Below are 22,819 nucleotides of genomic sequence, written 5' to 3'. Positions count from 1 at the left end.
TTATGGGGGTAATTTGGCAGTGATTCAAGTTGGTTGTGGTGTTTCTAATACCGACGTTAGCGTCCGATATATAAAATCATCTGATACACTATTACTGACTTTGATCGATATGCTTAAATCATACTCTATTGAAGAAACCATCAATTCAATAAGACTTATATCATAAAGAAGGTTTTATATGTCTAAATTAAATAGGTTGGCTATAAAGTCGATACCCATTGTTATTGGATTTATTGTTTTAGTATGCGTTGTATACTCTTTATCAAACCAAGTAGTACTAACCCAAAGAGCAATTTATCAACACATCATTAAAGTTGAAATCAAATACCCTTATTCCAACGATACTAAGGTTTATACTATAAAGCATCATCCTAAAACCGTCGAAGCCATCACCAATGATATCAATAGCCAAAGTTATGGAAAATGGCGTGAGAATATAGGCGGTAAAGAAAGTATAAATGCTGTCTCTGTCAAGCTATACAGCCACACTGAAACCATGGTTGCTAGTTTTTCTTTATACTCAAACGGTATACTAGAGCGAGGCCATAATTATAGACAGCTTAACGCGCAAGGTTTTCATAGACAGATAGACATAATGCAATTGCCAGCATTAAGACAGGTCTGGTGCGATAGTAAAAATATTAACGATTATAGCCTATCGCAATATGGCCAATATTGCGCAGACCATTAAGAAAAGACTAGGATGTGTGCTCACTTTGAACGAATACAACCTGTTGACTAGTAGCAGCTCCAGTAAAGAAAGTCTGCATATTTTTTAGAGGTATCCTAGGAAAAGGCAGATGCAGCGAAAGTATTAAGGTCTCAAACGCTACCATCTCATCAGCTAATGCGCGAGCGATAGCAGGTTGAATCTGCGGATTTTCATACAGATTATCGATTAGCCACGTTAATTGTGGAAACTTAGCACTATCATGAACCTGATAAAGGGTGGGCACTAAATCATCAGTGATTTGGCAGTGTATTTTACGAATCATGCCGTTTTTGTAATACATATTTAAAGCCATACTATAACCCCTTCCTTAGATTGTTAATACTTAGATAACCGACATAGCTGCCATAAAAAATTACTATCAATAGTCGACAACCCTACTCGGTTTGTGCTAAAAAGTCTTTGACCACGTTAACAGTGGCGATAGGATCCTCTTCATGTGGCACATGCCCTAAATTATCAAATATCTTAAGCTGACTATTGGCAATATCTTTATGAAAAAGCGTCGCATTTTCGACGGGAATCAAATCATCTTGTACGCCCCAAATGATTAAGGTTGGCAAATTCAACTTTTTTATTTGCGCTTGGTTACTGGTACTATCTGTCTCTTGTAGACGACGATTCAATGCTTGGCGGTTGCCTTGGCGCAGCGTCAAATCATAATATCGATCAACCAACGCTTCATCGACTTTGCTATCATCAGCATACACACTTAGCACACTTTTTTTGACCACATCTCGCGGCAGTATCCGGGTTAAAATAGGCGTCAACGCTGGATATTTCGCTAGTTTAAAGCCCATTGGCACCTGCTTGGGCGTCGCTGGATAGCCAACGGCATCAACTAGGATCAGTTTATCAATGCGCTCAGGATATAGAGCCGCTGTACGCCAAGCGACTTTACCCCCTAAAGAATTACCTGCCAATGTCACTTTTGTCACTTGATTTAGGTTGAGATGATCGAGCACTTGCATGACAAATTTAGCGTAATTAGCGCTACTATACTTTGTCGTCGCATCGGTATATGGGCCTGTTAAACCAAAACCAGGCAAATCCATACTAACGACACAATAGTTAGCACTTAATGCTTTCGTCCAGCCTTGCCACGTATGCAAACTTGCTGATGTCCCATGTAATAAAACCAACGCTTCCGGTAGCGATGCTCCAGTGTTAACTGCTTTATCGATTGTGGTTTGGCTACGATACACATCACATTTATCTGACCGTACAACATGAGCCTGCATCCCTTGCACGTCTATAAACTCGCTGTTAGGCAATTGCCATTGCTTGAGTTCAGCCACGCTACGATCAGGCGCCCAATAAAAGGCTACGAGAGCAACCAGTAGCGCCATCATAGCGATGAGTAAATAAATGATTGCTTTTACGAGCCATTGTGCCAATTTATTAAATCCGTTTAATGAGATGACGTTACTTACTATGGCTGATTCACTTTAAAACCAATGCGAGTGCTACTGGAGTAGATTTTTCGTAGCCTCTGTCACGCTTGCGAACCGCAAATAAGAAAAATTTATAACAGTAGCACGTGGTTACCAACTTGCCAACGTATCTATTTTATTTAGAATTGCCTATATTGCTAAAGCCGATTCGAGTGCTCATAGCTGCAAGATAACAAACGATACGTCTTTTATACAGGCATTATAGTTATTAGTAAATGAAAAACCCGATATTCAAGGATCACTTAAATATCGGGTTATTGTTAATCACAACTATTGGGGTTGCTAAGCTATATTAAGAAGAAATACGCCCACAGCCCTACTACAACTGTGGCAATAATATTCAAAATGACACCTGTACGGATCATCTCTGACTGCTTAATGAGCCCAGTACCAAACACAATGGCGTTTGGCGGTGTGGCAACGGGTAGCATAAAGGCACACGACGCACCGATACCGATGACCAATACCAACACCTCATGTGGCAATCCCATTTGTTCAGCAATCGCGGCGAACACTGGCACCAATAGTGCAGCAGAAGCCGTATTAGAAGCAAACTCCGTCAAAAATATAATAAATGCCGATATGGCAATCATCACAATGATGAGTGGTGCAGATGATAATGCATTGGCCACCGTCTCACCAAGTACCAAGGAAGCTCCTGATACCTTTAAAACCGTCGATAGCGCAATACCGCCACCGAATAACATGAGTACGCCCCAATCGGTGTTATCAGAGACCTGTTTCCATGACACCAAACCCAGACTGACTACTGCCGCTGCGGCTGATAAGGCAATAATCGCATCAGTATCAGTAATATCAAGCGCGGCACCAATTTTTTTAGAAAATATCCAGCTTAATGCGGTGATAATAAAGACGATAATCGTCACCACACGCGGTTTATTCCAAGCGATAGGCTCGTCTTCAACCATGACAATTTTACGATTTAGGTTGGGCTTTAGGAACAGATACATCGCACCGAGCAATAATGGTAGTAACACCAACATCATCGGTACACCAAACTTCATCCAATCAACAAAAGCGATATTAAGCGCTTTTGCAGCGATGGCGTTGGGCGGTGAACCAACGATAGTTCCTAAGCCACCAAGACTTGCTGAGTAAGCAATACCCAGTAGTACAAACACAAAAGTGCCGCGATCTTTTTCACGGTCAACTTGGGTCAAGATACCGAGTGCTAACGGCAACATCATAGCCGCTGTGGCAGTGTTCGATATCCACATTGACAAAAACGCTGTCACCCCAAATATCAAAAATACCGCCGTGCCTAGCTTGCCGCCTGACATCGATAGTATTTTTAGGGCAATTTTCTTGTCTAATTGCTGCACGTGCAACGCCGCTGCCAGAGCAAAACCACCAAAGAATAAATAAATCGTCGGACTGGCAAAGCTCTGCAAGCCTATTTTGGCATCAAACTCTGGAATGCCAATCAATGCACCAACCACGACCACTAAGAGCGCGGTGATGGTCACATGTACTGCTTCCGTTAGCCACAACACGCCGATAAAGAACAACATCGCCAAGCCTTTATTGGCATTGATATCGAACGGTAATACGTTGTAGATGATCATACTAATAATCGCTGCAACGGCAACAACGATCAACCCTTTACCTGTGCCCTTCGGAAAGGTATCGGTAAATAAATACTCATTGCCATCATCAGGTAGATGGCTATCTAGCTTTTGCTCTGACATAAAATGTCCTTATTTCCTTAAAGACAGGGGAAGAAACTTATATATACCGACGTGTTTTAGTGATCATTTAGCCATCAACCCAAAAAGATACGCCGCTATCATAATAGATATATAGCAGAAAAATCATTTGGCAAAGTCTTTTGCAAACCCATACTGAGCCATGCTTTTAGTAGTGCTTTAAATTTAACAACTTACTATTCTGAGTATACTCTTATAATTATCCATCGTTAGGTAGTAGCAACCATTGTGATGCATAGTTACACAACGTCACTAAACAAGCGCACATCGTATCTGTACAACGTCATGGTGCTATTCCATACTAAATCAGTAAAAAACTAAACACCAGTATAAGACGCGTAATAAAATGCGTAGGATAAAATGTACAGCAAGCATATTTTATTGGCGCTTTTATTGGAAGGTTAATAAAAACAAACAGGAGCACTTTATGACAGATTCAAACAAAACCGACTCGACTACTAAAATGGCACGAAAAGATATCAATCAAGATGGACTGTCCAAACAGGACCAGCAGCGTACTGATGACTCTGCACTGGATATGATGCAAGGCATGCACGAACACGAGGACCATAAGGAAGATGATAAGTAATCTACTTAGCCAACAAACTTAAGAGCGCTCATCAATTAGATGAGCGCTCTTTACGTTTTCTCGGTTGTCTTTTTTCTGGCAGATTGTCTGACACATAGTTATAAACAAAGGCGGCAGTGAGAACAATAGTAATGGGTAAAAACAACGCGCCATAGCCCACTTTGGCATATAAAAACGCACCGACCGTACTACCACCGCAAAAGCAGTACCAAATAATCGCTTGAAAGCCTAATGTCGGCTTGCTAATCGAACGACCTGCCAGCCAATTACCGATGGCCGCGCCCATATCCGAGGTCAGTCCGGTCAAGTGTGTGGTACGAATCACTGCACCGCTATAAGTCGCGACCATCGCATTCTGCAACCCACAAGCCATCGCGGCAGCCAACTGCCCTAGATAATCGTGCTGCTGATATAACCAATAGCTGAGCAATAATAAACCTGCTTCAATATAAAGAGCATTACCGTAACGCCTGCCTAGTGTCAATGACGTCTGACCAATGACAAAACCGCTCAATATTGCCCCTGCCAAAAAAGACAGCAATATCGCACCAATAAACAAGATACTACGAGCATCTAGATAAGCAACCGCCGCGGCAAACAAGCTCACATTGCCCGTCACATGAGAGACAGATAAGTTGGTAAAACCCATCAATGCGGCTGTATTGACGCAGCCTGCACTAAACGCCAGCACGGCGCCGCCCCACAATATCCATCTTGGTAGTCTGGTTATCATATTTGTCGCCTAAAGGCTCATCACCAAAAAAGCCCATAGTATAACTAAAAAAGACAACCGATTGGCTGTCTTCCTTATTTCTCAATATACATTATTGAGAAATACCTTTAATTATTTCTGTTCATCAAGCATCATTAATTGCTCGCTAATAGCAACGGTATTAAAACCTGCATCAACGAACATAATCTCGCCAGTGATACCAGACGCCCAAGGTGATAGTAAGAAAAGGGCAGCATTGCCTACTTCAGTTTGGGTAATATTACGCTGTAGCGGGGCAATTTTTTCACTGACATCAAGCATTTTACGGAATGACTTGATACCACTGGCAGCAAGCGTACGGATAGGACCAGCAGAAATCGCATTGACACGAATCCCTTCACCGCCCATAGAAGTAGCAAGATAGCGCACGCTCGCTTCAAGACTGGCTTTTGCCATACCCATGACGTTGTAATTTGGCAAGACTGAAATACTACCTTCATAAGTCAAGGTCAGCATCGAGCCGTGGCGCATTGCCAACAACTCACGTGAGGCTTTTGCTAATGCCACAAAGCTATAGCTTGAGATGTCATGAGCAATTTGGCTACCTTCACGGGTCGTTGCGTTGACGAAATCCCCATCCAGCTGATCCATCGGTGCAAAGCCAATTGCGTGTACCACCCCATCGATACCATCACCCCAATGGGCAGTGACTTGCTCAAAACATGCAGCAATCGACTCATCAGACGCCACGTCACACTCAAGAACTAAATCTGCTTCGAACTTTTCCGCGGCCATATCCACACGTTTTTTGATTTTATCATTGGGATAGGTAAGAATCAGCGATGCGCCTTCACGATGTAAGGCTTCAGCGATTGCCCAGGCAATAGAAAGTTTGCTGGCGATGCCGGTGACGACAAAGCGTTGTCCTTGTAGTAGCATAATATTTCCTTGTTGAACGGTTAAAACTCGGTAAAATGAGCCGGTATAAAAATGGCAAATAAAAATATAAAAGTTGCTATATTATACACGAATCAGTTTAAGTAAACAGTCGTAAACTATAGCTACCTAAACAGAGCCCTGTCGTTCATTAATGATACTTTCTTGTATCACTCTAAATGGTATTTTATATATACAAATATTCAGACAGTATTACTTTAATTAGCTGAAAGGGTTTATCCATAACGGTATGAAGTTGAGCTATTTTCAAGTATAATCACAACCCTCCAGCTTGCACAATTTTTATAAAAATCCTTTACAAGCGTTGTTTGTAATTAAGGATTTAGCGTTAAGCTACACCCACATTTTGGATGGCTGCCAAACTTATGAGCAATACCCCAACAATAACATCAGATTATCAAGAAAGCATCGAGTCCTATCGCCAGCTTATTACCTCGACTGGCGAAGACCTACAGCGCCCAGGCTTAGAAGAAACCCCAATGCGTGCAGCAAAAGCCTTTGCTCACTTGACTCAGGGTTATCATCAAAGCTTGGATGAAGTCGTCAATGATGCGGTCTTCCCATCGACCAATCGTGAATTGGTCTTGGTGCAAAACATTGAATTTTATTCATTATGCGAGCATCATATGTTGCCGTTTCATGGTGTCGCGCACATTGGCTATTTACCAAATGGTCAAGTCTTAGGGCTATCAAAATTCGCCCGTATCGTCGATATGTTTGCTCGTCGCTTACAAATTCAAGAGAATTTAAGCGAACAAGTGGCGCAAACGATTATGGATGTGACTGGCTGCCGCGGTGTAGCGGTCGTCATGGATGCAGCGCACATGTGCATGATGATGCGCGGTGTCAACAAACAGCATTCGACCACGCGCAGTACAGCGATGTTAGGTGAGTATGTACACGACAACCAAGCACGTAATGAGTTTTTAGACGCTGTGCCAAAACGCCGTCCAGCATTTTAATTTAGCTGTTTAGAAACATAAAAAAGCACCTTACTATGAAAGTAAGGTGCTTTTTCTTTTAGTGACTTTTTTATTATGGCTAAGCGACTTTATCACTCTTAGACTCACTACCCGCATACTCATCACTAGCCTGCTTAATCTTCGTTAGGATACCTTTAATTTCAGATGCGGATAGATACGTTGGCACGGCATAGGTGTCACTGACTTCTTTTGCCGCTGCTTTAGCAATGTTATCAAAATCACTGCTCTGCATCCCTTTAACCATTGGATCGATATTTAAGCTTGCTATCAAATCGCGTACTTGGGCGATTAGATGATCAGTTATATCGCTATCACTACTGCTAGCCTGACCTACTTGTACCATGCCCGTTTTTCTAGCCAATTCAGCTAAGCGTTTTTTAGTGGCTTTACGATTTACATCGAGGACATATGGCAGCACGATGGCATTGGCACGACCATGTGGAATATGGTAGTAAGCCCCTAACTGGTGAGCGATGGCATGGACATAACCGAGACCAGCTTTGTTAAAGGCTATCCCGCCGTAATGAGCGGCGATACCCATCTCTTCTCTGGCTTTAAGATTGCCGCCATCTTTATAAACCAGCGGTAAGTTTTGCATGACAGATTTGGCAGCAGAGGCAGCATAATAATCAGTCTCGACACTAGCATTGGCACTCATCCATGCCTCTAACGCATGGGTTAAGACATCGATACCGGTATCAGCGGTAATATGCGCAGGCATGCCTTTCATAATCACAGGGTCAATCGCCGCCGCTAGTGGCACCATTTTGGGGTCGATAGACAGGGATTTTTGATGAGTTTTGTCGTCTGATACAACTGCGCCAAGCGTTGCTTCTGAGCCAGTACCCGCAGTCGTAGGCACACAATATAACGGTACAGAAGGCTTTCTGGCTTTAAGAATACCCATAAGTTGTTTTGGCTTGCAGTTATTGCCTTGAGACATGGCAATCATCTTGGCGGCATCAATCACCGAGCCACCACCGATAGCTATGATCGAATCGCACTTAGCCTCTACAGATTTACGTAATCCCTCTTCGACAACCTGAAAAGTAGGGTCTGGGGTAATACCATCATAGACGGTATAGCTAATATTTTTTTTGTCTAAGTAATCAGTAATTTTAGCGGGTATACCAAGCTTATTGAGCACGGCGTCAGTGACGATAAACACATTGCTACTACCTTCATTAATGGCCATATCGCATAGCTCATCGCAAGAGCTCTCACCGACAAATAACATCGGTCTTCTAATAGGTACAACGTAAGCAAATGCTTTTAGTACTTTGGCGCGAGTTTTGGCAACTGCTAAATAACCGGCATATTGCAACGGGTTATTGCTTACTAGCTTAGAGATACTATTGTGTTTTTTCATGGGTAAAAATCCTTTTTAATGACGGTAATAATAGCAATGGCAACCATTTAAAGCAGCGATTTAAACTGCTCTTTAACTAAAAATTAAACAAATTTATGCATTTAACTAAAGTGAACGTCTGTTTAACTTATTGTATCACCGTCTTTTTTAGGATGTTGTGATTACTATGAACTGCTATGTTCTGATTATTTAAGGCTGTCGCTGTCTGTATAAGCTAAAGCATACTCGCCTGCAATAATTGCTGAGCATAGGGATGCTGCGGGTTATTAAAAACATCTTCAGTACGCCCAGACTCAACACACATTCCGTCTTTGAGCACCATAATATACTGACATAAGGCGCGCACTACTTTTAAATCATGACTGATGAAGACATAACTGATTTGCAATTTTTGTTGAATTTCTCGTAGCAAGTTGACGACAGTCACCTGGGTGGTGCTATCAAGCGCCGAAGTCGGCTCATCTAATATCAATAGACTTGGCCGCATAATCAGGGCACGCGCCAATGCCACACGTTGACGTTGACCACCTGAGAGCTCATGCGGATAACGCTGGGAAAAATCAGCTGGCAAATGCACGGTAGCAAGACTGTCCATTACCGCCTGCTGGCGTGCTACCTTATCAACGCCTTGTACTAGCAATCCTTCTTCTACGATTTGCATCACTGTCATACGAGGGTTGATACTAGCAAAGGGATCTTGAAATACCATTTGAATCTGCGAGCGAAACTGACGCAGCTCACGTTTTGACAAGGTTGTAACTTCTTGTCCATTGATTATTATCTGTCCACTGACACGTGCTTGATTGCTAAGTAACTGACTTAAGGCAAGGGCAATCGTCGTTTTGCCAGAGCCTGACTCACCAACGATACCCAGCGCATGCCCTTTTTGTAACGTCATGTCGACGTCTTTTACTGCATCAAACCAACGTTTGGTTGCGCCAAACAAGCTTTTTTCAATTGCAAACTTTACTTGTAGGTTATTTACTTGCAATACAGTTGATTGCTGACTTTGCTCGTCATTAGAAAAGTTTAGCGCTTGCCCAAAGTCTTGCTGAATCAGCGAGCGGGTATATTCGGCTTTAGGCTGGTTAAATACTGCTGCCGTCTGCCCTTGCTCAATCGTCTGCCCTTGGCGCATGACGATGACGTCGTCACTGTAGCGCCTAACTAAATTCAAATCATGGCTTATAAGCACCATCGCCATATTATGCTGACGCTTAAGATCATCTAACAGCTTAAGGATTTCATGTTGCAAAGTCACATCTAGCGCCGTGGTTGGTTCATCAGCGATTAAAATATCGGGCTGTTGCGCCAACGCCATTGCTATCATTACGCGCTGGCGTTGACCGCCTGATAGCTCATGTGGATAGCGACCTAGTTTATCAGTAGGATCAGTGATATTAACATCAGCTAACAAAGCGATACTTTTTTCGCGCCATTGTTTCTTAGGTACACCGCTTAGACGAAGAGACTCAGCGATTTGCTTGGCAACGGTATGTAGCGGGTTTAATGCCGTCATCGGCTCTTGAAACACCATGCCGATACGCTGTCCGCGGATAGAGCGCAGCGCAGCATTACGTGCATTAGCACTAACATTGGCATTGGTTATTGGTAGTGCCGTCAACCCTGTTGAGCTTGCTAGCTTTACCTCACCGCTAATGCTCAAATTATCGGGTAACAGCCCCAATAGCGCCAGACTGGCGATAGATTTTCCCGAGCCTGACTCACCAACGATGGCCAAGGTTTGTCCTTGTCTCAGCTCATATGATAGTTTATCGACTAGAACAACACTTGCATCAGTGACGATGCTAAGTTTATCTACTGCTAGCATTAGCTTATTTTTTACATTGCTATGACTTTCGCCTAAAAGGTTATTTTTATCAGTAGCAGTTGCCATATTAGCGCTTATCATATTATCGGTTTTCATATCAGGAACGCCTCGGATCAAACGCATCGCGCAGCGCTTCGCCAACGAAGATTAGCAATGATAAAATAAAGGTTAGACTAAAAAATCCCGATAGCGCAAGCCAAGGTGCATCAAGATTGTTTTTTCCTTGTACCATCAGCTCGCCGAGCGACGGCGACCCAGGCGGCAAACCATAACCCAAGAAATCCAATGCCGTCAGAGCAATAATATTAGCAGTCAATATAAACGGCAGCTGTGACAAGCTTGACGCTAAGGCATTGGGCATAATATGTCTGAGCATGATTTGACTGTCCGACACACCCAAATTACGCGCCGCACGCACATAGTCAAAGTTACGGGCACGCAAAAACTCAGCCCGCACCAAACCGACCAAGCCCATCCAACCAAATAACAACATCATGGCAAATAGCATAGTAATACTAGGGCTAAACAAGCTGACCAAAATAATAATCATAAACAGCTGCGGCATACCGCCCCATACTTCCATAAAGCGCTGCCCTGCTAAATCTACCCAACCACCATAATAACCTTGTATCGCACCAACGATAATACCAATAAGCGCGCCTGCTAGCGTCAAGGCCAGACCGAACAACAAAGATACCCGCATGCCGTAAAGTATCCGCGCCAGCACATCACGACCCAAATCATCTGTCCCAAGCCAATTTTGGCTATTGGGCGCGGCTGGATATGGAATTCCTAGCTCAACGTTCGGTGTCTGATCAGCAAAAGGGATGGGCGGCATAATATAAAAGCCCTGCTCATCAATCAGCATTTGTACCGCAGGGTCTTTATAGTTGGCTTCGGTCTCGAACACCCCGCCAAAAGTCGTTTCGGGATAGGCTTTTAGTACGGGAAAATAATAATCACCTTGATACTGCACCAGTAGCGGCTTGTCATTGGCAATCACATTGGCTGCCATACAAATAACAAATATCAGGGCAAAAATAAATAGCGATATCACTCCAAGGCGATTGTGACGAAAACGGTTTAGGCGTGCCTGCCAAATAGGATTTAGGCGGCGTTTTTTTTCTAGTGGAATAGAAGAGGCAGTTGAGGGCGTTGAGGATAATGGATGACTTGACATTAGCGCCCCTCAAAATCAATACGCGGATCAATTAAGTGATAACTCAAATCACTAATTAACTGCAATAATAATCCGAGCAAAGTAAAGATAAACAGCGTGCCAAATATCACCGGATAATCACGCTGCTGAATAGCTTCGAAACCTAACAACCCCAAACCATCAAGCTTAAAGATAATTTCAATGAGAAAATTACCGGCAAAGAAAATCCCAACGATAGCCGCTGGGATACCAGCAATAATAATCAGCATGGCATTACGAAACACATGACCGTATAACACTTGCCGTTCGCCCAAACCTTTTGCTCGCGCGGTAAGCACATATTGCTTACCCAGCTCTTCCAAAAAACTAAACTTGGTCAAATAGGTCAAGCCAGCAAAACCACCAACGGTACTTGCTAAGAGCGGCAATGCCAGATGCCAAAAGTAATCTTTCACTTTACCAAGCGCACTTAATTGATCAAAATTCTCGGAAGTTAATCCTTGCAGTGGAAAAATGTTCCAGTAGCTACCCCCAGCAAAAAACACCAGTAATATGACAGCAAATACAAAAACGGGTATTGCATGGCCGATAGCAAGCAGCATGGCTGTTGCTTTATCAATCCCTGAACCATGATGCATCGCTTTATAAACCCCGAGTGGAATGGCGATCATATAAATCAGCAGCGTACTCCAAAGCCCTAGCGAGATCGATACGGGTAGTTTCTCTATAATCAGGTCGGTCACCGTCTGACCTTTAAAAAACGACTCACCAAAATCCAACTGGGCATAATTTTTTAGCATCAGCCAAAAACGCTCTGGTGCCGATTTATCAAAGCCATATTGAGCATTAATCGCCGCCACCATCTCCTCTGATAAACCGCGTGTCCCTTGATAAGTGCTGTTGTTGCCTGCACTGCCCGCGCCAATATTACCACCAAGCACATTGTCTTTTGCGCCTTGTTCGATAAGCGCCAGCTGCTGCTCGACAGGACCACCAGGCGCTGCTTGTACAATCACAAAGTTTGCGAGTAATATCAAAAAAAGCGTCGGTAATATCAGCAGTAACCTTTTCAAGATATAACGACCCATAACGACGGCTTCCTAAAATAAAGAGAGATGACAACTTAGTATTTAGAAGTTATTTTTAAGCTCACGTAACTCGGCAAATACGGTCAAAGACTTATCGTCATCGATATTTACCTTAGACTTAACACCAGCGATCACACTCGATTCTTGCGTACGCAAAAACACATTGATTGCGCGTTCATGCTCTAAAGTGACTGGCAGCGTCGGGATACCTTGAGCGGTTTTTTCTTCTGCTTGAGCCAGCGCTTGCTGCATCGCCGCATTGTCAGGCTCGATAGACAAACCAAAGCGTAAGTTGCTGGCAGTATATTCGTGTGCTGGATACAGCAATGTCTCGGCTGGCAAGCCATTTAAACGCTTAAAGCTGTCATGCAATTGCTCAATCGTGCCGGTAAAGACGCGTCCGCAACCGGCACTAAACAAGGTATCACCGCAAAAACAATGCTTCTGTCCATCGATATCCAAAATATATGCCACGTGGCTTGCGGTGTGACCGGACACATCCCATACTTGCGCGGCACAGCCCCAAGCACTGACCGTACTGCCGTCTTTAATAGTTTGATCTTCATCGACATTGTGCTCGGTATGCGCAACCAAATGAGTCATTGGATAAGATTCTTGTAGCTCGGCGACGCCTCCGATATGATCATGGTGATGATGTGTGGTCCAGATGGACGTCAGCTCTAAGCCGTTTTCTTCTAAATAGGCGATAACTGGCTCGGCTTGACCCGGATCAATGACAATCGCCTGCTTATTATTTTCATTAATGAGTGTCCAAATATAGTTGTCATTGAACGCTTTAATGGGGTGAATACGAATACTCATATAAAATCCTTAGCAGTGATTGTCTTTATTACTGATGTTTTTTATTAAATTTTAAAAACCAAATGAAACACGATTTTATTTACTGGTTTAAATGATAATTTTTAAATAACTGTTTTAAGCCATTATTTTAAACTATTGCTTTAAGTATAGATTAACGCGAGCTTCTGCTTCTTTATCTGTCCACCAATAATCGATACCGATAGCATTGGTCGGGAGTTTTGCAGTATGACGATATTGATTCCAGTAGGCAACATTGGTGCTAGGTTTGCCGTATAAAGGGACTAAATAATGTCCTGCCCGTAGCAGGCGATCAAGTACGTGCGTATATAAGACGATCTCATCGCGATTTTTAGCGTCGCCCAGTTTTTTAATAACACTGTCAATCGCAGGATTTTTAATACCGATAGTATTATGATTACCTGCTTCATCAGCAGCGGCACTGCCCCAAAAACCCACTTGCTCAGCATCAGGTGATAGACTTTGGGCGAAGACATCGACGACCATATCATAGTCAAAACGGCGTATGCGCTCGTAATATTGCGGCCCATCGACTTGACGTAAGCTCGCATCAAAGCCCAAACGCTTTAGATTACGGATATAAGGCAATAATACACGCCCCATGGTTTCGCCTGTCATCAAAATCTCAATCTGAGCAAGCTTGCCGTTTGGTTGATACAACTTCATATCATCATAATAAAAACCCGCATCTAGTAACAGCTGCCGCGCCTTTAACAATCCTTCACGATTAAATCCGCTACCATCGCTGGTTGGCAATTGCCATTCGTCTAGTACTGCTTGCCGCTGACTCGGTTCAAGTTTGGCGAGCAATGGGCTTAATACCTGCATCTCAGCCGCAGATGGCGTACCAGTTGCAGCAAGCTCTGAGCCATGAAAAAAACTTTGCAAGCGCTCATACTGCCCATGGAATAAAGTTCTGTTCATCCATTCAAAGTCATAAGCCTTGCTCAATGCTTGACGGACGCGAATATCTTGAAAAAGTGGCCGGCGCATATTCATCACCAGACCCTGCATCGGTACTGGATTTTCGCTGCTGATGGTTTCTTTATTAATCAGACCTGCTTTGACGGCTGGGAAATTGTAACCGGTGGCCCAATTAGAGGCTTTGTTTTCCGGACGGAAACGATATTGCCCAGATTTAAAACCCTCAAAAGCAATCTCATCACTTTGATAATAGACGAATTTAATCATATCAAAGTTATAACGACCGCGATTGACCATCAAATCACGGCCCCAATAATTGGGATCACGCACGTAGCTGACCGCACGTCCGGCATCGACACGGCCGAGTTTATAAGGCCCACTACCCATCAATGGCGTCAGGGTAATTTTCTCAAAATCAGTATCAATAGAGGACTTGGCAAAGACAGGAAACTGTCCAACCGTCAATAAAATCTCTTTATTTTCATCAGACTTAAAAACAAACTTTACCCGCTGCTTATCGATAATCTCAACGTCTTTAATATCGCCTAAATAACTGCGGATATACATCGGGCCTTTATTCAATATCGCATCATAAGTGGCTTTGACGTCACTGCTGGTCACCGGCGAGCCATCCCAAAAGCGTGCGGCAGGATTAATATGGTAAATAATCCAACTGGTATCATCAGGATCATACGTGACTTTATTTGCCAGCTGCGGATACATGGTAAAGGCTTCATTGAGTGAGCCTGTCATCAAGGTATCATACAGATAGTCCGTACCAACCATCGCCACACCTGTGGTCATCCATTTATTGGCCGCATTAAAGGTGCCGCGTGCATCCAATGAAAGCGTACCACCTTTGGGCGCCTTTGGATTGGCATAGGGCATGTATGGTACGTCAATATACTCAGTGGTACTATTGTGCCCAAGCGCAGTCGTGGTGATTGGCGCTGCGATACTAACAGGTATCCAGCTGCTAGTCATGACAAGCAAGACGGCTTTTAGTATGGTGTTTTTTAGCATCATGACTATGTAATACCCCTCATAACGACCTTCTACTCTAAACCGACTTGGATAAAAAATGCGCGACTGACGGCAAAATAGGCAATTGAAGAAATTTTATCATAACAAACTTAGGTTTTTTAACCTAATGCTTTGCGGTGTTAAGGATGCTACATAACGCATTATGCTACTTAAAAAAACGCTAATAGACATAAAAAAAGACGCAGCTCTTAAAGTTGCGCCTTTTGTTTCAAAGCCTGTACTAACTTAAGCGTGTTTTTTTTCAAAATCTATCATAAAGTCAACCAACTGCTGTACCCACTCTAATGACACTGCATTGTAAATACTGGCGCGCATACCGCCGACATCGCGGTGACCTTTTAGATTCATGAGGCCCGCCGCCTCTGACTCTTCTAAAAACACTTTATCAAGGCTGCTGTCGGCTAACGTAAACGGCACGTTCATGATAGAGCGATATTTGGGGTCAACGGGATTACTATAGAAGCTGCTGTCATCAATCGTTTTATAGAGTAAATCGGCTTTTTGCTGGTTGATTTTACCAATAGCAGCAACGCCGCCCTGCTCTTCTAACCAATCAAATACTAGTCCTGCTAAATACCAAGAATAAGTCGCTGGCGTGTTTGACATCGACCCTTTATCAGCTTGATGTTCATAGTTCATCAGTAGCGGGCACCACTCGCTTGCCTTGCCCAATAAGTCTTCACGAACAATGACAATAACCAAGCCTGCTGGCCCGATGTTCTTTTGAGCACCAGCGTAAATCATGCCAAATTTAGACACATCGACTGGCTGTGACAATATGCAAGAAGACATATCGACGATAATAGGCGCATCCACTTGTGGCGGCTCAAATATCTGTAAGCCATGAATCGTTTCATTGGCACAGTAGTGAAAATACACTGCATCGTCGCTAATCGCCCATTCGCTTTGGGCTGGCACATCAGTAAAATTACTATCTTTGCCTGTTGCAACGACGTTCGTTTCACCAAGACCAAGTTTCGCATATCGATCTGCTTCTTTGATGGCTTTACCTGACCAAGTACCGGTCGTCAGATAATCTGCGCGGCCGCCATTTAATAGGTTTAACGGAATCGCTGAAAACTGTAAGCTGGCGCCGCCCTGTAAAAACAGCACTTTATAATTATCTGGAATGTCCATCAACGAGCGTAACTTGGTTTCAGCTTTTTCGGTAATGGCAACGTACTCTTTACTACGGTGACTGACTTCCATCACCGACATACCGCGCCCTTGCCAATCAAGCAGTTCTTCTTGAGCACGTGCTAATACGGCTGTTGGTATGGAGGAAGGACCCGCTGAAAAGTTAGGTACACGGTTAGGAGCAGCTTTAGTCGTCATAATCATTATCCTAAATATGATGAAATCATCGTTGTTATTAAAGGTTAAGGGTGAGTTTTATCGTTATTTTTAATCTATGTCATAGTAAGTGGCAAATCTTTAACTCTGACTTGAGAACTGCTCCCAAAGCTGACGCTTAAGGCTACTATCAGCAAGCATCTCATCCAATGTGGGCACAGTGGTAAGATTGGGATGCTCAAGACCCTCAGGTAACGGCGTTAATGCCGCAACCTGTATATCTTCACTGCGCCCAATCTTAAAAACATATCCAGCAAGACTGGCATTGGCAAGCTCAGCTGTATCCATACCTTCACAGATAGGAAATGAGGTCGTCTCACAAGTGATTGATAGCGCTTGCGTGATATTTTGCCATAGCTTTTGACTGTCATTATTGAGGGCTTGAATATCAACCAAAATCACCCAGTCGCCATAGCGACCACCTTGTAAATCAAATGGCGCTACTTTTTGAAAGCTTTCCTGCTTAAAACCATCATCTTTAAAGCTATCAGCGTTATCGATATTAGAAACAGCGGCTTGTTGGACGACAGTATCTATGAGGGGCGTAACGGCTGTATTAGAAGTCTCTGGGACCGTAGTATCAAAGCTATAAGTAACGGGGCTTTGTTGGTCAGGATAGCTTAAATCTGGCTCATGAGCGTCATCATGATAGCGGTTAATAGAAGATTCATCATCTACTATGCCTGATATAGTGTCCACAGACTCTATATTTGAATGGGCAACGTTTGCCGTATCAACACTTGGACGTTCTACGTTTGGATGGCTGATGTTTTGCTGTTCAATGCTTATAGCAGATGAAATAGGCTGAGTGTTAGCGTTAGTATTAATGTCAGCTTCAGTATTAGTAGGCGCAGAAATATCAGCGATATTAATAGTCTCAGAGCTCGGCTGTACCCACTGACTAATACCCATCATCGCTAAAATCTGACGCTGTTGCATACGCTGCTGCAATATAACTAGCGGTTCTTGGATATCACTCATACAACACTACTATCCTATTTATCTTAAATGGTTTTACAAATTTTAATGTCAAAAGTAATACTAAAAAAGCTGTCGAACCTGCAACCAATGCTCTGATAGTAAGGTTAAACAATCATATTCATCCTGACTGACTATCGTATCGTGTAACATCGCCGTATGCAATGTACTCAGCCATTGCCGGTAATCATTATAAGCATAAGGCTTATTGGTAGTCGTATTATAATCTATTTGACCGCTACTCTGTTGTCGCTCTTGTTGCTTTTCTTGAATGTTATCGTCGTACTTAGAACCTGTGGTAGAAGGCTTAAAGGTAGAGGGCTTAAAGATAGGCACAGCTTCTAACAACGCCAGCAGCTGAACACTATTTAAGTTTTGGGCGGTAAGCAGCAACCATTGTAAATTTGCCTCACTTACGGCTGTCAAATCAATATCAATCAGGCGCGCTTGGCGGCGCAGGTCGACGACATAGTTGGCATTACTGGTATTATTACCATCGTTTGATAAGCGATAAGCCAATAAAACCAGTATCGAACGCTCAGCAACGCTAAGGCGATAAAAAATCTGACCTGAAGGATCAAGCTGGGCAACTATATCACCCCTGCCAGCTTGCAGTTTTTGCTGCCAAGACGGGTATTCATTTGAATGTTCATCATTTAGTATCGTAGTCAGTACGGGTAGAAGTTGCTGTAAATGCAGTGCCTGCCATAATGCTAAAATCGATGGGGTTCGTAATTTGCTATTATTCGAATGAGTGAATACTGGCTTGATTTTACCAATATCACCTTTTTCATCCATTACGTTATCAGCAAAATTCCGGCTTAAATCAGCTGTTAGCTCACTTTCAAATAACTCAAGCATGCCTTTCTGATAGCGACTAAGTGTGTTACGACATTTTTCTTGCTGAATATAATGCTGGTAACTTTGGTGACTATGGCTGCTATCACTCTTTAAGCGTAATTCATTGATAGCATTCTGAGATAAATCATGCTGAGACAGTTGTTTTATCGCCAATATCATTAAAGCACTGTCCAAACGACGGTCGAGCTTCGCCAGCATTTCTAACAACTTAGCGTTTAGCGTATGCGGTAAAATTTGTACGTTATTGCTAGTTTCTATTTTAGAATCACTATTGGCATCAGTCACAAATATACTGTCGTTAAGCAGCCCAATCCAAATATCAGTTAAATCATAAGTTGCCGTTGTTGATAATATGCACCCTTGATGACATAGCAGCACTGCTTCAATCAAAGCCTGTGCCCCTAGCGGATGATAACTATGGTTGAGAATATACTGCGGCAATGAGACCTTTTGTATATCATCGATACTGATTAAGGCTTTCGCTGGTAAGTCGCTATCCCGTTTTGCTTGCCAAGGCTTTAACAACTTATGAGCACCAATATCTTCTGCCTTTACCTGCAAACGCCCATCAATAACGACGTCTTGCTCTACGACAAACTCAAGCCCGTCATCTGCATCTGCTTCTGAGTCACTACTCATTTCGCCAGTAGGAAGTGCTGTGACCACTTTGTCAGCAGCTTCATCGGGATTGCTAGCAACGTTTTTACTCGTCGTATGATTGTCTTTACTAGCATTGCTTTTATTAACATTGTTTTTGCTTAGGCTATTTGCAGTTATCACACCCCAATCACCCAAGCGCCGCTGCTCATGTATCTCTTTTATTTTTTGTTGATTTATGCGCTTCTCTTTTGCCACTTGTACAGCAAAATCATGATAAGCATTGCCGTTAATAGCACTCATGCGCTCAGCCAAACTTGGATGCGTGGCAAACCACGACAAATCCCCTAAATCTGCGCCACTACTGGCAAAGAAGAAATGACTAAGTCCGTTGATATCAGCGATACCAGTTAAGCGCGAACCCAGCGAATCCTTATGAATGGCTTTTAAGGTCTCCATAATCGCCGGCGAGCGCGTCAGCTGTACGCTGGTTGCATCGGCGAGCAACTCACGTTCACGATTAAAGCTATGTTTGATCAGCTGCGCACTGGCCATACTAGAAAAGCTCAATCCATGTATTAACAACGCCCAGATACTACGCGGTGCTTGGCTATCGAACTTATTATTATGTTGTAACCATCTTGATTGACTCTTAGCTGAAGACTCTTGGCTTTGCGACTGACTCTGCCAATAGCTTACCCACTCGCTATGGGTGGTAAAGTTTGCTGTCTGCGCTTCAGTGCTACGCGCCTGACTATCGATAGCTCTCTGAGACAAAGGGTTTTTTTGATTGACCGCACCATTGAAAGAGCCATCAAAATAATTCTGCTTGTTATTCTGATTACCAGCGCCAAAATTATTAATGGAATCACTCCAGTCATAGAGTAACTGCAAGCCTGCTAACACCACCATTAACTGTAAATTAAATGTGGCATCGCCATGCAATATATGGCCATATTCATGACCAATGAGTCCGTATAGTGCCTCATCAGACAGCTTATCAAGCGCGCCTTGGGTCACCACCAATACCATATCCTGACTATGACGACCTGCTACAAAACCATTAATCCCTTGCTCATCAGGCAGCACATACAGAATCGGCATACTCAAACCTGAAGCAATAGCTAGCTGCTGAGCAATTTCATAATAACGGCGGTAAACAGGCGGAAAATCACGTTCGTCACGCACTGCGATATGAAGGGCACTAAAACGAACCTTTGGTACCGACTCATGCTGATGGGCAACCCCGCGGCTGTGCTCCCACGCATCTTGGCTGTGATCGATAAACAACCGAACGGCACCAACTCGCTGAGCGATAGCACGACCACCTGTTTTTAAACGTCCATATTCTAAAAAACTACCAATCACAAAGCTACCTAGCGTCCATATGACCACCAGTATTAATACCCAATGATAAATGCCGCCAGTAAATATCGTCAGTAGCAGCGCCATAACACCGAGTGCCACCGCAATATGGGCAAATATAATAAGAAAAAACAACCCATACAGTAATAGACTGCGCCGAGTACGGCTACGCTGTGCACCAAAAAAATCCATCTATTTGTCTTACCTAAAGAGTGCTAAATGCGCCTGAACATATAAATATAGTTAAGTATTAGCTCATATTGACGATAGGTGCTTGTGCAATCGCCTTTCTATCTTCAAACACCAACGGACTGAGCGGACGAAAACCAAAAGTCGTGCTAACAAGATTATTCGGGAATACTTCGCGGTCGTTATTATAAAACATCACGCTATCATTATAATGCTGACGCGCAAATCCTATGCGATTCTCGGTATTGGTCAGCTCATCCATTAACTCTTTAATCATACTGTCCGCTTTTAGCTCAGGATACGCTTCCACCACAGCAGAAAACTGCCCTAATGCTTTCGACAACATACTCTCTGCTTTGGCAAACAGCGCCATGTGCTCAAGCGAATCGGGCTGATGCTTGCTAGAATCTTGCAGACTTTGAGCATGATTACGCGCACTAACAACACGGGTCAATGTTTCTTCTTCATGCGCTAAATAGCGCTTGGCGGTCTCCACCAAATTCGGAATCAAATCGTGACGGCGTTTTAGCTGTACATCTATCTGGGCAAAGCCGTTCTTAGCCTGATTGCGAGCGCGCACCAACTTATTGAATACTGATACACCAAATACAACCACCAGCACTACAAAGGCAATAAACAGCCAAATAAACATTTTCATCATAAAACCCCAAAATTTTTGGTCTTTATAGTTAACATTAGTGTTAATAAAGGTTACTACATTGTATTTTAACCCATATTTATGGCTCAAAGTTTAAAATCAGACGAAATGTAGACCAAAAAAAAGCCCTTTATAATGAAGGACTTATTATCAATATGAGGGTTTTAAAATTTAAAAGATTTTATTATCAAATTTTAGGCAAAAAAAAAGCGACTCCAAAAGCACATCCTCGGCACACATTATAACTATTACCGTTGCTACCTTCCGGTCCTGGCGGGATTCATAGAACAATGTTGCGAGGCTACCAATGGAGCCACCAGTTGCAAATTATACAAGGTTTTTTCATTATTACAACCCCAATCTTAAAACTGTTTGCTTTATGAGCCAAATAACTCCATAAATCCGCCTGTAACTTAAATGACAAAATTCTCACAGCAAGCTTTCTAAATTTTGTTAAATTAACTAGGGGTATTCGAAACCCTAGGATTCACCCAATAAATACAATCAGAATCGACTGCTTCTATAATCAGTCCTATATAAATTGGATACGGTATCAGGCTTCTTCAGTATACTTTTTTTAGGGCCTCACTCGTCTTTCTTGTATATAGGTTATTCTGAACCTGACTATACCATTTAAATATTTTAGTAACATTTTACTTAGGAGACAATGATGAAAACCACTCTACTTAATAAAGCGGCTCTGGCCACTGGTACGGCTGCCCTAATGACAGCAATGATGGGTAGCGCCCATGCAGAACCGACCGGCTATGACCAACTTACTTTTCAAACAGAAGTAAAAGAAGAAGTTGCAAACGATGAAGTACGCGCCAGCATGTACAAAAAAGCGCAGGCAGCGGACTCCAAAACGCTTGCTACTACGTTAAACACCTCTATTAATAATGCCATGAAAATCGCCAAGCGCTACCCAAGCGTGACAGTGACTACCGGACAGCAACGTACCTATCCGCGCTATGACAAAAACGATAAAATTATTGGCTGGACAGGGCAAGCAAGCATAGACTTAAAAAGCACTGATTTTGCGGCGACTAGCCAGCTGATTGCTGATTTGCAAGAAACCTTAGTGATGAACAATCTAAACTTTGGGGTTTCAGATGCCAAAAAAGATGCGCTAGAGCAAAAACTGATGACCGATGCTTCTCGTGCTTTTCAACAACAAGCTAAAAACATGACTCGTGCTTGGAATGCACGCGGCTATCGTGTCGTCAATGTCAATCTAAATACTGGCAGCAACTACCCTCGCCCTATGTATAGTGCTATGAATATGAAAGCTGCGTCTGCTGATGCATCTGTACCGAGCCAAAGCTTTGAGTCTGGTAATAGTACAATTTCAGTCACTGCCAACGGTACGATTGAGTTGACCAAATAATTTAGGAAGATAAATATCATTAAT

General features: G+C 43.0%; 19 protein-coding genes and 1 other RNA gene. 4 read left to right on the top strand and 16 right to left on the bottom strand.

Translation table 11 applies throughout. The annotated features are described in order from the left end of the window. The first annotated feature begins 178 nt into the window (after positions 1-178). Entirely contained in the window at positions 179-691 is a 513-nt protein-coding gene (locus EI162_RS00195; RefSeq protein ID WP_192522414.1) for a hypothetical protein, read from the top strand. A gap of 7 nt (positions 692-698) precedes the next feature. On the opposite strand, the gene EI162_RS00190 is transcribed toward EI162_RS00195, so the two are convergent. From EI162_RS00190 to EI162_RS00180, 3 genes are all read right to left on the bottom strand, one after another. Continuing rightward, on the bottom strand, positions 699-1,025 hold the full coding sequence (locus EI162_RS00190) for a hypothetical protein (RefSeq protein WP_192522413.1): 327 nt from the start codon (positions 1,023-1,025) through the stop codon (positions 699-701). Between the two features lie 82 nt (positions 1,026-1,107). Then, positions 1,108-2,127: an alpha/beta fold hydrolase gene (locus tag EI162_RS00185; RefSeq protein ID WP_225735335.1), complete on the bottom strand. Its 1,020-nt coding sequence runs from the start codon at positions 2,125-2,127 to the stop codon at positions 1,108-1,110. Between the two features lie 344 nt (positions 2,128-2,471). Further along, positions 2,472-3,893: an SLC13 family permease gene (locus EI162_RS00180; RefSeq protein WP_192522412.1), complete on the bottom strand. Its 1,422-nt coding sequence runs from the start codon at positions 3,891-3,893 to the stop codon at positions 2,472-2,474. A 445-nt stretch (positions 3,894-4,338) separates the two neighbouring features. Here EI162_RS00180 and EI162_RS00175 point away from each other — a divergent pair, with 445 nt between their 5' ends. Next, positions 4,339-4,500: a hypothetical protein gene (locus EI162_RS00175; protein WP_192522411.1), complete on the top strand. Its 162-nt coding sequence runs from the start codon at positions 4,339-4,341 to the stop codon at positions 4,498-4,500. A 31-nt stretch (positions 4,501-4,531) separates the two neighbouring features. Here the strand turns inward: EI162_RS00175 and EI162_RS00170 are convergent, their stop codons facing one another. Together EI162_RS00170 and EI162_RS00165 are read right to left on the bottom strand one after the other, a co-directional pair. After that, entirely contained in the window at positions 4,532-5,233 is a 702-nt protein-coding gene (locus tag EI162_RS00170) for a YoaK family protein (protein ID WP_192522410.1), read from the bottom strand. Between the two features lie 111 nt (positions 5,234-5,344). After that, a complete protein-coding gene (locus EI162_RS00165) occupies positions 5,345-6,151 on the bottom strand; it encodes an enoyl-ACP reductase (RefSeq protein WP_192522409.1) in 807 nt (268 codons plus the stop codon). 383 nt (positions 6,152-6,534) lie between these two features. Between EI162_RS00165 and folE the strand changes: the two genes are divergently transcribed. After that, positions 6,535-7,131: a GTP cyclohydrolase I FolE gene (gene folE / locus EI162_RS00160; RefSeq protein ID WP_192522408.1), complete on the top strand. Its 597-nt coding sequence runs from the start codon at positions 6,535-6,537 to the stop codon at positions 7,129-7,131. A gap of 79 nt (positions 7,132-7,210) precedes the next feature. On the opposite strand, the gene EI162_RS00155 is transcribed toward folE, so the two are convergent. From EI162_RS00155 to ffs, 11 genes are all read right to left on the bottom strand, one after another. After that, entirely contained in the window at positions 7,211-8,521 is a 1,311-nt protein-coding gene (locus EI162_RS00155; RefSeq protein ID WP_192522407.1) for an iron-containing alcohol dehydrogenase, read from the bottom strand. 214 nt (positions 8,522-8,735) lie between these two features. Then, a complete protein-coding gene (locus tag EI162_RS00150; RefSeq protein ID WP_225735336.1) occupies positions 8,736-10,418 on the bottom strand; it encodes an ABC transporter ATP-binding protein in 1,683 nt (560 codons plus the stop codon). A gap of 31 nt (positions 10,419-10,449) precedes the next feature. Further along, positions 10,450-11,532, bottom strand: a complete 1,083-nt coding sequence (locus tag EI162_RS00145; protein ID WP_192522406.1) for an ABC transporter permease — start codon at positions 11,530-11,532, stop codon at positions 10,450-10,452. Beyond that, positions 11,532-12,599, bottom strand: a complete 1,068-nt coding sequence (gene yejB / locus EI162_RS00140) for a microcin C ABC transporter permease YejB (protein WP_101212607.1) — start codon at positions 12,597-12,599, stop codon at positions 11,532-11,534. Before yejB ends, EI162_RS00145 begins: the two co-directional genes overlap by 1 nt. Positions 12,600-12,641: 42 nt before the next feature. After that, positions 12,642-13,421: a hydroxyacylglutathione hydrolase gene (gloB, locus tag EI162_RS00135; RefSeq protein WP_192522405.1), complete on the bottom strand. Its 780-nt coding sequence runs from the start codon at positions 13,419-13,421 to the stop codon at positions 12,642-12,644. Between the two features lie 132 nt (positions 13,422-13,553). Beyond that, entirely contained in the window at positions 13,554-15,386 is a 1,833-nt protein-coding gene (locus tag EI162_RS00130; protein ID WP_192522449.1) for an extracellular solute-binding protein, read from the bottom strand. A gap of 246 nt (positions 15,387-15,632) precedes the next feature. After that, complete coding sequence (serC, locus tag EI162_RS00125) at positions 15,633-16,742, bottom strand: 3-phosphoserine/phosphohydroxythreonine transaminase (protein WP_192522404.1); 1,110 nt, start codon at positions 16,740-16,742, stop codon at positions 15,633-15,635. A 99-nt stretch (positions 16,743-16,841) separates the two neighbouring features. Next, positions 16,842-17,741, bottom strand: a complete 900-nt coding sequence (locus tag EI162_RS00120) for a hypothetical protein (RefSeq protein ID WP_192522403.1) — start codon at positions 17,739-17,741, stop codon at positions 16,842-16,844. A gap of 60 nt (positions 17,742-17,801) precedes the next feature. Next, entirely contained in the window at positions 17,802-20,753 is a 2,952-nt protein-coding gene (locus EI162_RS00115) for a M48 family metalloprotease (RefSeq protein ID WP_192522402.1), read from the bottom strand. A gap of 58 nt (positions 20,754-20,811) precedes the next feature. Further along, on the bottom strand, positions 20,812-21,408 hold the full coding sequence (locus tag EI162_RS00110; protein ID WP_192522401.1) for a LemA family protein: 597 nt from the start codon (positions 21,406-21,408) through the stop codon (positions 20,812-20,814). Positions 21,409-21,621: 213 nt separating this feature from the next. After that, an RNA gene (ffs, locus tag EI162_RS00105) (signal recognition particle sRNA small type) lies at positions 21,622-21,718 on the bottom strand. A gap of 360 nt (positions 21,719-22,078) precedes the next feature. On the opposite strand from ffs, the gene EI162_RS00100 reads away from it, so the two are divergent. Further along, positions 22,079-22,795 carry an SIMPL domain-containing protein gene (locus EI162_RS00100; RefSeq protein ID WP_192522400.1) on the top strand — a complete coding sequence of 239 codons (717 nt, stop codon included), beginning with the start codon at positions 22,079-22,081 and terminating at the stop codon, positions 22,793-22,795. Positions 22,796-22,819 lie beyond the last annotated feature (24 nt).

Origin of the sequence: Psychrobacter sp. FME6 (genome assembly GCF_014861365.1) — a bacterium.
Taxonomy (GTDB): domain Bacteria; phylum Pseudomonadota; class Gammaproteobacteria; order Pseudomonadales; family Moraxellaceae; genus Psychrobacter.
This window is presented reverse-complemented; position numbering and strand designations above follow the sequence as displayed.

Bases quoted from the DNA above. Each gene is read 5' to 3' on its own strand.
- EI162_RS00195 (WP_192522414.1), top strand. From the start codon at position 179: ATGTCTAAATTAAATAGGTTGGCTATAAAGTCGATACCCATTGTTATT.
- EI162_RS00150 (WP_225735336.1), bottom strand. From the start codon at position 10,418: ATGGCAACTGCTACTGATAAAAATAACCTTTTAGGCGAAAGTCATAGC.
- EI162_RS00130 (WP_192522449.1), bottom strand. From the start codon at position 15,386: ATGCTAAAAAACACCATACTAAAAGCCGTCTTGCTTGTCATGACTAGC.
- EI162_RS00180 (WP_192522412.1), bottom strand. From the start codon at position 3,893: ATGTCAGAGCAAAAGCTAGATAGCCATCTACCTGATGATGGCAATGAG.
- gloB (WP_192522405.1), bottom strand. From the start codon at position 13,421: ATGAGTATTCGTATTCACCCCATTAAAGCGTTCAATGACAACTATATT.
- EI162_RS00145 (WP_192522406.1), bottom strand. From the start codon at position 11,532: ATGTCAAGTCATCCATTATCCTCAACGCCCTCAACTGCCTCTTCTATT.
- EI162_RS00190 (WP_192522413.1), bottom strand. From the start codon at position 1,025: ATGGCTTTAAATATGTATTACAAAAACGGCATGATTCGTAAAATACAC.
- EI162_RS00120 (WP_192522403.1), bottom strand. From the start codon at position 17,741: ATGAGTGATATCCAAGAACCGCTAGTTATATTGCAGCAGCGTATGCAA.
- EI162_RS00165 (WP_192522409.1), bottom strand. From the start codon at position 6,151: ATGCTACTACAAGGACAACGCTTTGTCGTCACCGGCATCGCCAGCAAA.
- EI162_RS00110 (WP_192522401.1), bottom strand. From the start codon at position 21,408: ATGAAAATGTTTATTTGGCTGTTTATTGCCTTTGTAGTGCTGGTGGTT.
- EI162_RS00175 (WP_192522411.1), top strand. From the start codon at position 4,339: ATGACAGATTCAAACAAAACCGACTCGACTACTAAAATGGCACGAAAA.
- yejB (WP_101212607.1), bottom strand. From the start codon at position 12,599: ATGGGTCGTTATATCTTGAAAAGGTTACTGCTGATATTACCGACGCTT.
- EI162_RS00170 (WP_192522410.1), bottom strand. From the start codon at position 5,233: ATGATAACCAGACTACCAAGATGGATATTGTGGGGCGGCGCCGTGCTG.
- EI162_RS00155 (WP_192522407.1), bottom strand. From the start codon at position 8,521: ATGAAAAAACACAATAGTATCTCTAAGCTAGTAAGCAATAACCCGTTG.
- serC (WP_192522404.1), bottom strand. From the start codon at position 16,742: ATGACGACTAAAGCTGCTCCTAACCGTGTACCTAACTTTTCAGCGGGT.
- folE (WP_192522408.1), top strand. From the start codon at position 6,535: ATGAGCAATACCCCAACAATAACATCAGATTATCAAGAAAGCATCGAG.
- EI162_RS00115 (WP_192522402.1), bottom strand. From the start codon at position 20,753: ATGGATTTTTTTGGTGCACAGCGTAGCCGTACTCGGCGCAGTCTATTA.
- EI162_RS00100 (WP_192522400.1), top strand. From the start codon at position 22,079: ATGAAAACCACTCTACTTAATAAAGCGGCTCTGGCCACTGGTACGGCT.